A 12,978-nucleotide genomic window follows, 5' to 3' on the forward strand; every position below is an offset into this window, starting at 1 on the left:
TCTTACCCTTCCAAGGCGTATGGGCCGCCTTTTTCACCGATAATCTTTACTTTTGATTGAATCGACTGTAATTTCTGCCGCAAATAACAAATGTTTATCCAGACTTCTTCTGGATCGGCCTCATCAGTTCCGGCACTCCAAACATGGCCAATGATATCTTCACTTTCTAACTTTTTTCCTGAATTAAGGATAAAATATTCCAACATCTGTGTTTCTTCCCGAGAAAGACTAATTGAATTATTACTTTCAAGAACCTGTTCATTACTATCCAAGTGCAAATCAACAAATTTCAAATCATTATCATTATATTCCATTGTCCGTCGTTCTAGCGAACGAAGCCGGGCAAGCAGTTCTTTTAATGAAAATGGTTTTGTTAGATAATCATCAGCTCCGGAATCAAGGCCATTGACTCGATCATCCTCTTCCGCCATTGCGGTCAGCATCATAATGTAGGTCTTATCACCTCGTGAACGAATTTCCTTCAGTGCTTCAATCCCGTTTTTTCCCGGCATCATAATATCTAAAATGATGACATCATAGGCGTTCTCTGCTGAAAGATTAACTGCCTGCTGTCCATTATTAGTGGTATCAACTTGATAACCTGCTTGATTCATCGCCATTTTTATAACTTTGGCTAACTGTCCTTCATCTTCAGCAAGTAAAATTCTCATTTCTAACTCCCACCTAATTAATCCTCGTTCTCTCTAACTAACTGCCGAATGGTTTCCATTTGAACGTCGCAGGAAGCAAGTTGATCTGCGCAGCGCTTTAATTCCTTCTCGATCCGTTCTGGATTTTTGACATGATGCTTATACTTTATTTCATGCTCTAAACTAGCCCAAGAGTCCATCGCAATTGTTCGTAACTGGATTTCTACATAAAAATGACCTGGCAGGTGACCATCCACATCCCGATAATCCTCAATCACATCCAGAATTAAATGGTAGCTCCTGTAACCATTTGGCTTCGCATTTGAAATATAATCCTTTTCTTTAATGACCGAACACCAATCAACGTTCCGTAAAATTGCTAGGCAACGATCAATATCACTAATAAAATTACAAACTATCCGGATCCCGACAGCATCCCGACACTTACGCAAGGCAGATTCAACCGTTAAAGGGTAATTCTTTCTTTGGCATTTTTCTTCCATACTCGTCGGCGTCTTTACCCGGCCAATTAAGTGTTCATATAATTTTGGCTGATGTTTGTCAATTTCTTGTTGGTTTAATTGCCGAATTCGTTTCTCCACATCGAAAAGAATATTATTTAACGTTTCTTCGTAAGGGCCATAGATCGACATTGATCAACACTCCTTATTATTTTTAATACCCTAAACATCTTCCATTATAACAATCTTTTCAAAGGCTTTTTAATGATACGAAAATCCTAAAACAAACTTAAAAGGCAAGAAACTGTGAAAGCAATTCACAAGATCTTGCCTTTTAATCGTTTCATAACGACGACATTAATTTACTTTTTTCTCTTTATTGTAACGGTTCATGAAGAAGTACGAAATAGCCGCTAAAACAGCAACAACCACAGCAACTAATATTGTTTTTAAGGTAAAGTTAGTAATCATATAGGCTGAAATTATTAAAGCAGCAACCGGAATGAAATATTTTCCGGGAAGCTTAAACCCCTTGTTAGGAAACTCTCCAGTATATTTAAATTTGATTACTGAAAGGATTGATGGGACGTACTGTACAAAGCTAGCTAATACAATACAAGATACCAAAAACAAATATGATTGGGTAACAAGAAATCCAGCAACAATTGCAGTTAAAATAATTGCAACCCACGGTGCGTCATACCGATTTTTCTTATCTATCCACTTAGGCAACATTTGGTGCTCGCCCGCTAATGAAGCTATTAAAGTTGGTGTATCAAAAGAAAACGCAAAAGCGACTCCAAACATACTAATCAGCATCCCTACAATAATTACCACATATCCCCACTCACCAACTCCATTCTTAAACGCTTGAGCAATTGGTGTGGTGTACTTGGATGTTGTAGAACCTAATATCCCAATTGCAACAACCATCATTGCAGAATAAAGAATCGTTACACTTAACATTACGGCAACTAAAACTCGTGGAATATTTCTTTCTGGATTATTCATTTGTTCAGCCGCAATTGGAATAAATGAAAAGCCACAAAACATGTAAAAAGTAACACTAAAAGCTGCTCCAAAGTGTTCAATTAATGGCATTGCTCCCGTAGTTGCCGCTTTGGGAATTACTGGAGAAAAATGGGCAAAGTGAATAAAGAATATCCCGACAACAATAAAGATAATAATTGTTAACATTTTGGCTGCTGAGGAAATATTGTTGAGCGCTTTAACAATCGTTCGACCAAAGAAGTTGATAATTGAGAAGAAAATAATCATCCCGAATACACTCGAATAATATAGCCAATCATTATTAAACGCTGGAATAAAACTTTTCAAAGTAGTCAAAAAAGCAACAATTTCGGCTGCCATTGTGCAGCATCCTAAAAACCACACAAAGATCCCTACTTCGTACCCCCAAAAGCGACCAAAGGCATTATAGGAATAGATCCATGCAGCTCCAGAATCACTAAATCGACTAGCCAAGTCAGCATAGCAAAGTGCAATCAAACTTACTGTTATTGCTGCAAATAGCATTACCCCAACTCCCGCTAAGTTCATATCTCTATAAATCTCTTGCGGGAGTAAGAAGGCTCCTGAACCAACAACACCGTTAATTCCTAGAAAGTAAATTGACATAAAGGAAAGTTTACGGGGGCTTTTTTGTTTCGTCTTAATTATCATCATCCCATTTTAGTATAAAAATATTAATAATTATAAAGATATTATAATGCTTAATATTAACAGAACTCAAATAATTAGAATTATCATAATTTATATTAGGGACTTACTTATTCTTTCACCGGAATGTGAATAACAGTCTTAAGGTTCTCCATCTTCGTCCTTCTTGGATCAGACAAATAGATTTCGTGGTGACGACGTTTAGAATTAAAGTCAGTTTCAAGTTTATTTTTCGTAATAAATTGATGCATTTTGGCAATCGTCTGTGGTTCATCATCATACGAACCAACATACATTACTTGAACACACTTTCCTTCATTTAATTGGAGAAGCTTAACGTTGGTAAAATCCTGTTTCTTTTTACGTGATGCTTCCTGAATTGCCCATTTCAAAACTGCTTAATCAACAAAATCTGGCATCCGAATTAGGGCAACAAATTGAAACTTTTCCTTATATCCATAGTCAATCCCGTTAGCAATACCATCCTGCCATCAAAGACCCTCTAATGGTGGGACTACGAAGTTAAAATAATCCTTAATCTTATGATCGCCATTTTTACTCATCTTAATCGTATAGGCAATGGCATACAGTGCTGTAATTACCTGTTTATATTCACTATCTTCAACGTTTGGATCTCCGTGACCACTCACTGCTAAATAGTTCATTTTCGGTATATCAACTAACTTAACTCGTTTGCCAGGTAAATAAAAATGTCATTCTTCCCGTTTAAAATCATATACCATTTGTACTTAACCTCTTTTTTGACTCTCAGGAACACTAAATTTCTATGGTTCTAATCCTCCGGCATTAGGAACTACTAAAATAAAAATTCAAAATCCGGTTAGCATAACTTTTTGAATTCATGAAGTCGGCAATCGCTGAGTTTAGTCCCCCTAAGTTATCAGTAATGATCCCATTAACGTGATCATACATCATTTGTTTCATCACCCTTGGATCATTAACCGTCCAGGAGTAAACATCATTTTTCTGGCGTTGAGCTTGCCTAATAAATTCAAAGTTTAATGTTGAATATTCCATTGAATATCCATCCGCAATACTCTTTGGGTATGAAAAGTTATAAGGCTGAATATAAAGGACTTTCAATTTTGGATTCAGTTGTTTTAAACCAGCTACGGCGCGATAATCAAGCGAATGTACCAAATCATGATCTTTAATAATCCTCTTACCATATTGCTGGTTAAAGCGTTTGAGCATTCCCTTTGAATCTTGTGGGGTAGTTTTTACCTCAATCAATAATTTTTGGTGAAGCTTTTCTGCAGCATTCAGGTATTGATCAAGACTGGCAATTTTAGCCTGATGACCATTCTCGCGAGCTGTCAATTTTGTTAATTGAGTCAACGTCAATTCATGTGGCGTTTTGTCGACTCCCGTTAATTTTTTAAGGTTTTCATCATGGAGAACAACAAACTTGTGATCCTTAGTCTCATGAACATCCATCTCAACATAAGTTGGTTTTAGTCGATGCGTCTTTTCCATTGCTGGAATTGTATTTTGAACCCCATTTTTCTCTGCCACACCACGGTGAGAAATCGTAACAGGTCGTGTCATACCGGTTCCTTTAAGGTAGTAATAATTATTAGCAATGGCTAGGCCACCAAGGACAACAACCATTACACCAAGCGTTGACCACCCTAACCAACCAACTCTTCTTAGTCGCCCTTTGCTTGCTGGAAAATCATCAACCAGGCCAATCACGATTTGTAAGGCGATCATTCCTGTCCAAATTGTTAATAGTTCACTCACTACTTGGACCAAGGTTAGATTAAAGATTGCCGCCATGAACGCTAATTTCCCGGGAAATAGATCCACAAGTGATTGCAAGCCGTAAATTAATAAGTAAAAGAGGGCCAAAATAATAACCGTAATTAATCCAAGGACGATTAGTTGTTTTATATACTGCCACCACTTAAGTTTACTTGTTAATTTCCAACTTTCTCTTAGTGCTTGTCGTGTTCGGTACTGACGATAAATCATCAATGGTAAAGTTAAAATCAAACGAATCCCTAGAATCGTAATGATAATATAAAAAATAATTAAAATCGTCAATAACACACTATTTCGTGTCATGAAGTCAAGGATAAATTCAGGAATTTGAACCTTTGATAATAATGGTGTGCGGAACACAAGATCCACAAACGGAAGAACTAGCATAAAGTAAAGAAGCAGTAACGGAAAGGATCCTGGTCGGATATTCTGTATTGCTAACCAAGATTCCTTCAGTAACCGCTTAAAGCTAATCTGACCACCTAAAATTAAGCGTAGTCCTAATAAAAGAAATGCAAACTGCCAATAAATTACTAACAGTAAGAGAATTAATTCGATTAACAAACCAATTACAACCAGGGTATGTTGAGTTATTAATATCCCGATATTCTGATAAGAAATAAACGGGATCCCTCCCGCCTGTAAAACGTAGGTTGTCGTCAACCTAAAAAGTGGGATGAAGATCAGTTGGTTAGCTAGATCCATCCCTACAAACAAAATAATAAATGATACCCAATGCTGCCAAAAATTTCTTGAATATTGACAGAGATTACGCCAAATTGCTCTCAAAGTTACTCCCTCTTTAATAAACCCCTATTACATGCATCTCCACTATTATACAGCACCTATAATTAACGAACTTCCTTAATATTAGCAATCGCAATTGCTGACCGCTGATTAAAAAAAACTTTTCCCCGTTCAACTTTAACAGTTGACACCTGATCACAGAATTCTTCGTAAAACCCGACTTCATCATTAAAGTAATTAATAGTAACCGTGATTTTTGTCCCGGCTAACATTTGAAGTTTTTTTATGATCCGACGTTCTGCGCTTGCCGAAAGGTATTTTTTATGAGTGTATATTTCAGCCTTTTTTTGGATCAAATTGCCAAATCCCGTTAAGGCAGCAAAGGGTGCAAACTGCCCAGCACGATCAGAGCGAGGCATTGGTAAATGCCCCTTTGATGGTTGGTAAGGACGATTAATAATGTCATTATACAGAGAGGTGTCGCTAAATAATTTCTGTTCAATTATTTTCTTTTCATCTATCATTATGCCTGGTGTCCCCCAATTTGGTCATTTCGTTCCTTCGTTGTTGATCCTTTCCGCAAATCTCCCAGGTGAAGAATAACATTCTTATCGCCAAGTTTTTGTTGCAGTTTAAGGATTGTTGCTTGGAGTTTTTGATCCCGTTGCCGTTTGATTGCTGCGGCCCGTTCTTGCTTAATTTCTTTTTGGGGATCTTCAAAAAGATTAGTCTGTTTAAAGCGAGCCGTTTTAGCTGCAACCTCTTCGTCTACCATATGAGTCGAAATTAATGTTATTTTCCTTATCAGGAGGTGCGGGTTAACACACTTCTCGTATAGTTGTTTATAAATTTGGCGCAATTCTGAGCTTGAAGCTGTCGGCAATTCTAGTTTCTGATGCGCGTGACTTGGTTTAGCGGTTCTCCGTCCATAAAAGTCCTCTACTACTGGTCCCTGATAGTTTGGTGCATACTGAAGGCTTTGTGGATCATAATGGATAACAATCCCAAAATCAGCACTCACAACATGACGTTTTACCATGGTTAAAGCAACTGAATCAACCATTCCCTGAGCAGCAGCCAATCCTTCACGGTACTTATATGGTTTCATCAGGACCTGGCTAGAATAGATGCCGTGTTCTTCTGAATGATAATTCTTTATATCGGCAATCGTCGCTGTCTCGTGTCCCCAGGCGTGATCAATTAATAGTTCGGCATTTTTTCCGAACTCGCGGTATAGAACCTCTTCATTTAATTGATCCGATAACTTACCCATTGAACAACGGGCAATGTCTCCCATTGTGTATAAGCCTAACTTCTCGAACCGCTTAGCATAGCCGCGGCCAACTCGCCAAAAATCCGTTAGTGGTTGGTGAGCCCAGAGATATCGTCGGTATTGATATTCATTCATTTGTGCAATCCGGACACCATCTTGATCAGCTGGAATCCGTTTTGCCACGATATCCATTGCCACTTTTGCGAGGTAAAGATTAGTTCCAATCCCTGCCGTTGCAGTAAGGCCCGTTTCAAGCTGGATCTGTTGGATAATCCGTTTGGCTAACGTATGTGGTGAAACTTGATGTTCAACAAGATAATCTGTAACGTCCATCATCACTTCATCAATCGAATAAACGTGGATATTTTCAGGTTTAATAAAGCGCAAATAGATCCCGTAAACTTCTGCACTGCGCTCCATGTAAAATTGCATCCGTGGTGGAACAATTCGAAAGCCTACCCGTAAGTTAGGTGACTTTAATAACTTTCCCCGGTAAATTGAACTATGTTTGGATAAGTGATGACAGGTAGCCTTCTTCGCCCGCTCCCTATTAATTCGATCAACGATTTGTTGAACTTCGTAAAGTCGGGGACGTCCAGGAACGCCAAACTGCTTCAATGCTGGTGAAACAGCTAGACAAATTGTTTTATTCGTCCGTGAGCTATCCGCAACCACTAAATTAGCATTTAATGGATTCAAGTGGCGAGTGATACACTCAACGGAAGCATAAAAAGACTTCAAATCAATTGCAATATAGATTCTTTGCTGACCTGCCATCAACGACGCTCCCTTACTATTTTTATTTATTATAACATTTTGTCGAACAAACGGTCGATAGCGAAGTTTAAAAAGACCCCAAAGCTCGAAATACTCGAACTCTGGGATCCTTTCAATTATGGCCCTTTAGAAATCTGCTTCATCTGGATCAGCACATTGACCACCGAGGTTAGTCAATAAGCTAATCTGCTTCATTTCATCATCAGTTAATACAAAATCAAAAATTTCCTTATTTTGGATCATCCGGTTTTCATGAACTGACTTTGGTAGTGGGACAATTCCCTGTTGAATAATCCACCGTAAACAAACCTGGGCAGCAGTTTTACCATACTTATCAGCAATTTGCAGAATTGTTTGGTTTGTCATTACATGTGCTCCTTGACCACCAAGCGGAGCCCAAGCTTCCACAAGAATGTTATGAGCTTGAAGGTACTTTACCTGTTCAGTATGCGGCCAACCTGGGTGAACCTCAATTTGATCAACTGCAGGAGCAACTTTAGCCGTCTTCATAAGTTCAACAATGTGGTGAGGCATAAAGTTACTTAACCCGATTGCCTTAATCTTCCCCTCATTGTATAAATCTTCCATGGCCCGCCAAGTTTCAGCGTTGATTTCACTTGCTTTTGTTCCAAATTGCTTTTGGTTTGCTGGCCAGTGAATTAGGTAGAGGTCTAAATAATCCATTTGGAGATGATCCAACGTTTCCTGGAAGGCCTTCTTGGTTGAGTCATAGCCGCGATTATCATTCCACAATTTACTGGTGACAAAGAGGTCTTTCCGGTCGATTCCTGAATCTTTAATTCCTTTACCAACCGCTTCTTCGTTCCCATATACGGCTGCAGTATCAATATGCCGATACCCAACCTTGATTGCATCTGCAACTGCCTTCTCGGCTACATCAGCGGGTGTTCGGAAAGTTCCGTAACCCACACATGGAATTTGGGTACCGTTATTTAAATTTAGTTTTGAGTTAATACTTGTTAATTCGATCAAATTATTCACTTCTTCCTTCCTTACTTACTATTATATAGTTTTTTCGTCACAATCGGGATTTTTTATCATCCCAACTAAAAGAAAAAGGAAATACAACGAAGAAGCCTCGCATTATTCTTCCCCGTTGTATTTCCCTTATGTTATACACAATCAAACTAATATTTCACATTATTCATTGATAGAGAAAGTTAAGAACTAGTCTAATTGTGTCTTAATAGCTGCTAGTGAAACATCAGCAGTATTAGCGAACTTAACGTTGGCGTCCTTTAATTCTGCGCCGAAGCCAATGGAAAGTTCGCCCGCCCGATTAATTGATTCAATTCCCGCTTGGGCATCTTCTAGTCCAGCAACTTGGTCAGCAGGAAGGTTCATCAACTTGGCCGCTTCACTATAGATTTCTGGATCTGGCTTACCATGAGTCAATTTAGCGGGATCCACAATTCCCTCAAAGTAGTCAGTAATTTGTAAGTATTTTAATACTTTTGGAGCATTCTTGGAAGCTGAGGCTAAAACAATGTGGTAATTATTTGCCTTCAATTCATCCAAGAAGTCCTTCATTCCCGGAAGAATATCAGCAGGCGTTAAAGTTTCAACCAACTTAATGTAGTTATCGTTCTTTTCGGTTGCCAATGCTTCCTTTTCTTCTTGGGTATAGTCATTTTCGTGGCCACCAGCCTTAAGGATCAGTTCTAATGAATCCATCCGGCTAACACCCTTCAAACTATCAGCAAGTTCAGGAGTCCACTTAGTACCAACTTTATCAGCAAGTTGGTGCCAAGCTTGGCCATGAAAACGAGCCGTATCAGCAATCACACCATCAAGATCAAAAGCAAAACCTTTCAAATCTTCAAACTTCATTCTTGAAATTCCTCCAGTAATTACTTTAATTCAAGTTTCTTACCGTCAAGATCAATGGTGATTGGTTCACCTGATACTAAATCAATCTTAGTACCGTGCTTATCAACCTTAACCTTCAAGATCCGACCACGGAACATTTGACGGAATTGGTATGAGTTCCACTTCTTAGGAAGGAATGGTGCATAGTGTAATTGGTTATTACGAACCCGCATTCCAGCAAATCCTTGAACAATATCAAGCCATGAACCAGTCATTGAAGTGATGTGGAGCCCATCAGAAGTATCATTGTTGTAGTTATCAAGGTCAAGCCGTGCTGAACGTTCGTATAATTCAACAGCCTTGTCTTCGTAACCAATATCAGCAGCGATAATTGAGTAAACAGAAGCGGAAAGACTTGATTCGTGAACAGTGTATTGTTCATAGAAGTCAAAGTTGTTCTTCTTTTGTTCCTTAGTAAAGTCATCGATGAAGTCCCAGAGGCCTTGAATAACGTCACCTTGCTTTACGTATGGAGAACGTAAAATCCGGTCCCATGACCAGTGTTGGTTAAGTGGTAATTGGTCACTTGGAATTTCAGAAACTGGGGTTAAGTCCTTGTCCATGAAGCCATCGTTTTCTGGGAAGATATCACGTTCCTTATCGTATGGAAGGTACATGTTATCAACAATTCCCTTCCAACGACGCTTTTCGTCTTCAGAAACGTTAAGCTTCTTGGCAACCTTGTCGTCAACTTCATCCAAGATTTCAAGAGTGTACTTAAGAGTCCAACGACAAAGTAAGTTAGTGTACCAGTCGTTGTTAACGTTGTTGTCATATTCATCAGGACCAGTTACGGCATGAAGCATGTACTTGTTCTTGTTTTGTGAATAGTGGACACGATCTGCCCAGAAACGGGAAATTTCAGTTAAGACTTCTGCACCTTCATTAAGAACGTATGACTTGTCGCCAGTGTACTTAGTGTAAAGGTAAATAGCATAAGCAATGTCACCGTTACGGTGAATTTCTTCGAAGGTAATTTCCCATTCGTTGTGGCATTCAATCCCGTTAAAGGTAACCATTGGGAATAATGCACCATCAAGGCCTTGTTGCTTAGCGTTAACAAAGGCACCATCTAATTGCTTGTAACGGTACATTAACAAGTTACGGGCAACTTCTGGGTTAGCAACCCCAAGGTAAACCGGAATACAGTAAGCTTCAGTATCCCAATAAGTAGCACCACCGTACTTTTCACCAGTGAATCCTTTTGGACTAATGTTAAGCCGGTAATCCTTGCCGTAGTAAGTAGAGAAGAGTTGGAAGAGGTTAAAACGAATACCTTGTTGAGCACCGTCATCACCATCAATTTCAACATCTGACTTAACCCAACGATCTGCCCATTCTTGGATATGTGGTTCAAGAAGGTCGTCGAAGCTTTGAGCATCAAGTTTTTCAGTTAATTCATCAAGGTGCTTTTCAATTGCTTCTTGAGAATCGAAATCACGTGAAGTTACGATGACACTCCGCTTTTCAAAGTTAACTTCCTTACCAGCTGCAACAGTTCCGGCAAAGGTGTTGTAGGCATCCTTTTCGTCAGTACCGTCACCAACGTGGTCAAGGTTAGTCTTAGTAGTGGTCTTCATACCAACAGTAAATTGTGGTGTACCGAAGTCATTCTTCTTGGTCATTGAAGTCAATTCGGCATGTTCACCATTAGCAGACTTGCCAAGAACATTCCAGAATTGTTCATCATAGTTGGCATCTTCATTGTAAACATCAGCATCGATCATACTAGTAATTTCAACCTTAGCATCACCAGTACCACGGTTCTTAATGTGGAGACGTTGACCAACTAACTCCTTTTGGGTTGCACTTACGAACCGTTCGAAGTTGAAGTACATTTCAGTACCACCAATTTCAACAGTAAATTCACGTTCGAGGACACCGCGCTTCATATCAAGATCAAGCTTGAAGTCCTTTGGTGTTTGCTTGGCAAGGTCTAGTTGTTCACCGTTAACTTTGATAATTAACTTCATGAAGTTAACCGCGTTAATCATCTTACCAAAGTACTTTGGATAACCGTTCTTCCACCAACCAACACGCGTCTTGTCTGGGAACCAAACACCACCAAGGTATACACCTTGCATATGATCGCCTGAGTATCCTTCTTCAAAGAAGCCACGCATACCCAGATTTTCGTTAGCTAAACTAGTCATTGATTCTTGAAGACGCTTATCTTCAGGATCCCACTTATGAGTGGCAACGTGCCATGGAGCAATTTCAAATGTTTGTTTCATGATTTCAATTCCTTCCTTCTTTATACAATAGGGCTGCGGCCAATATTCGTCACAGTCCTATTCTAGTTTAATTTACTTTATTATTCAGCTTATCCGCCTTATTCAGCGTAAGTTTCCTTAATCGTACCAACTGAAAGGGCACCAAGAGCTAACACAATTCCTCCAAGGATAAACATGTTAACTTGTGAGTGACCAAAGAGCGGGAACAATGCGAAACTAAGCAATGAGGCAACAATCTGTGGTAAACAAATTGAACCATTAAAGAGTCCAAGGTAGGTCCCCATGTGCTTACCAGACAATGCGTTAGTAACAATGGTTAATGGATAAGTGTTCATACCAGCCCATGCGATTCCGACAAGAATGTATGAAATAATCAATGTCCATTGATCGTGAATAAAGAAGACAGAGATAAATCCAAATGCACCAAGAAGTAAACTACCAGCATAGCCGAACTTGTGGTACTTGTTAGGAACCTTGGCCAAAACGTATGACCAAACAACAGCGGCAATTGATTGGACAGCAGCTAAAACACCGTACCAGTTACCAGCAGCTTGGTAACCAGCGGAAGTAGCATTAGTAGTATCCCAAACGTTCTTAGCAATCGCACCAGCTGAGTATGTCCAGAGGTATTGGAATGCAAACCAGCAGAAGAATTGAACAAGTGTTACAGTCCAGAATGCCTTAGGAGCATTCTTAAGTAAGGTGAGCCAGTTCCCACCTTCCTTGTTATCTTCTTCGGTAATACCGTGGTACTTAGCATAAGTTGCAGGGTCGTATTCATGAACCCGGAAAACAGTGAATAAACTAGTAACAATTAATAAGGCAGCACCAACATAGAAGGCAACCTTAACAGAATCAGGAACAACACCCTTAGGAGCAATGTTCTTAACACCAAACCAAGTAAAAAGGAATGGGAAAATAGCAGCCAAAACGGCACCGGTGTTTGATAAGAAACTTTGAATACCGTATGCATAACTCTTTTGGTCATCGTTAACCATGTCCCCAACCATCATCTTAAATGGTTGCATGGCAACGTTGGATGACAAATCAAGGAAGGCAACAGTAATTGCACCAAACCACAAAGCGGCTAGTGACCCATAACCAAAACCAAAACTACCAGAGTTTGGCAATAGCAACATAACAATAACAGCGACAATCATCCCTAACAGAAGGTATGGAAGACGCCGACCACCAAGCTTTGGTGCCCAAGTACGGTCTGAATAGTAACCGACAATTGGTTGAACAACCAATCCCATCAATGGTGGCAAAATAAAGAACCATCCTAAATTATTTGGATCCGCACCAATAGTTTGGAAAATCCGACTCATTTGTGAACTTTGTAAGGTGAAGGCAGTCTGTACACCCAAGAAACCGAAGTTGATCATCCAAATCGTGCTTCTGGAGAGTGTTGGCAAGCCTGCGCCCGCTGGCTTTTCTTGACTCATTTATTACACCCCTAAATATCTTAAAGTAATGTTTTT

At 39.4% G+C, this 12,978-nt stretch carries 10 protein-coding genes and 1 pseudogene; all 11 read right to left on the minus strand.

The window, feature by feature from the left end; genetic code table 11:
* Nucleotides 1–2: 2 nt before the first annotated feature.
* Complete coding sequence (locus H5R64_RS01350; protein ID WP_182580507.1) at nucleotides 3–671, minus strand: response regulator transcription factor; 669 nt, start codon at nucleotides 669–671, stop codon at nucleotides 3–5.
* Nucleotides 672–688: 17 nt separating this feature from the next.
* The gene (locus tag H5R64_RS01355) at nucleotides 689–1,303 is read right to left on the minus strand and encodes a GTP pyrophosphokinase (RefSeq protein ID WP_182580506.1); all 615 of its coding nucleotides are present in this window, start codon (nucleotides 1,301–1,303) and stop codon (nucleotides 689–691) included.
* A gap of 165 nt (nucleotides 1,304–1,468) precedes the next feature.
* Nucleotides 1,469–2,797, minus strand: coding sequence for an APC family permease (locus H5R64_RS01360; protein ID WP_182580505.1), 1,329 nt, complete (start codon nucleotides 2,795–2,797; stop codon nucleotides 1,469–1,471).
* A gap of 104 nt (nucleotides 2,798–2,901) precedes the next feature.
* Nucleotides 2,902–3,534: pseudogene (locus H5R64_RS01365) on the minus strand (GyrI-like domain-containing protein).
* Between the two features lie 64 nt (nucleotides 3,535–3,598).
* On the minus strand, nucleotides 3,599–5,365 hold the full coding sequence (locus H5R64_RS01370; protein ID WP_182582599.1) for a glycerophosphoryl diester phosphodiesterase membrane domain-containing protein: 1,767 nt from the start codon (nucleotides 5,363–5,365) through the stop codon (nucleotides 3,599–3,601).
* Between the two features lie 62 nt (nucleotides 5,366–5,427).
* A complete protein-coding gene (locus tag H5R64_RS01375) occupies nucleotides 5,428–5,847 on the minus strand; it encodes a hypothetical protein (RefSeq protein ID WP_182580503.1) in 420 nt (139 codons plus the stop codon).
* Nucleotides 5,847–7,373, minus strand: coding sequence for a Y-family DNA polymerase (locus H5R64_RS01380; RefSeq protein ID WP_182580502.1), 1,527 nt, complete (start codon nucleotides 7,371–7,373; stop codon nucleotides 5,847–5,849). The genes H5R64_RS01375 and H5R64_RS01380 overlap by 1 nt, the downstream gene beginning before the upstream one ends.
* Nucleotides 7,374–7,499: 126 nt before the next feature.
* Complete coding sequence (locus H5R64_RS01385; protein ID WP_182580558.1) at nucleotides 7,500–8,366, minus strand: aldo/keto reductase; 867 nt, start codon at nucleotides 8,364–8,366, stop codon at nucleotides 7,500–7,502.
* A gap of 195 nt (nucleotides 8,367–8,561) precedes the next feature.
* Nucleotides 8,562–9,224 carry a beta-phosphoglucomutase gene (gene pgmB / locus H5R64_RS01390; protein WP_182580501.1) on the minus strand — a complete coding sequence of 221 codons (663 nt, stop codon included), beginning with the start codon at nucleotides 9,222–9,224 and terminating at the stop codon, nucleotides 8,562–8,564.
* A 20-nt stretch (nucleotides 9,225–9,244) separates the two neighbouring features.
* The gene (locus H5R64_RS01395) at nucleotides 9,245–11,497 is read right to left on the minus strand and encodes a glycoside hydrolase family 65 protein (RefSeq protein ID WP_182582601.1); all 2,253 of its coding nucleotides are present in this window, start codon (nucleotides 11,495–11,497) and stop codon (nucleotides 9,245–9,247) included.
* 98 nt (nucleotides 11,498–11,595) lie between these two features.
* Nucleotides 11,596–12,942, minus strand: a complete 1,347-nt coding sequence (locus tag H5R64_RS01400) for an SLC45 family MFS transporter (RefSeq protein ID WP_182580499.1) — start codon at nucleotides 12,940–12,942, stop codon at nucleotides 11,596–11,598.
* Between the last annotated feature and the right edge of the window lie 36 nt (nucleotides 12,943–12,978).

Source organism: Limosilactobacillus fastidiosus (assembly GCF_014145505.1).
GTDB lineage: Bacteria > Bacillota > Bacilli > Lactobacillales > Lactobacillaceae > Limosilactobacillus > Limosilactobacillus fastidiosus.

Excerpts from the sequence above, each read along its gene's own strand:
- H5R64_RS01375 (WP_182580503.1), bottom strand. The coding sequence starts at position 5,847 with ATGATAGATGAAAAGAAAATAATTGAACAGAAATTATTTAGCGACACC.
- H5R64_RS01380 (WP_182580502.1), bottom strand. The coding sequence starts at position 7,373 with ATGGCAGGTCAGCAAAGAATCTATATTGCAATTGATTTGAAGTCTTTT.
- H5R64_RS01355 (WP_182580506.1), bottom strand. The coding sequence starts at position 1,303 with ATGTCGATCTATGGCCCTTACGAAGAAACGTTAAATAATATTCTTTTC.
- H5R64_RS01360 (WP_182580505.1), bottom strand. The coding sequence starts at position 2,797 with ATGATGATAATTAAGACGAAACAAAAAAGCCCCCGTAAACTTTCCTTT.
- H5R64_RS01350 (WP_182580507.1), bottom strand. The coding sequence starts at position 671 with ATGAGAATTTTACTTGCTGAAGATGAAGGACAGTTAGCCAAAGTTATA.
- pgmB (WP_182580501.1), bottom strand. The coding sequence starts at position 9,224 with ATGAAGTTTGAAGATTTGAAAGGTTTTGCTTTTGATCTTGATGGTGTG.
- H5R64_RS01395 (WP_182582601.1), bottom strand. The coding sequence starts at position 11,497 with ATGAAACAAACATTTGAAATTGCTCCATGGCACGTTGCCACTCATAAG.
- H5R64_RS01400 (WP_182580499.1), bottom strand. The coding sequence starts at position 12,942 with ATGAGTCAAGAAAAGCCAGCGGGCGCAGGCTTGCCAACACTCTCCAGA.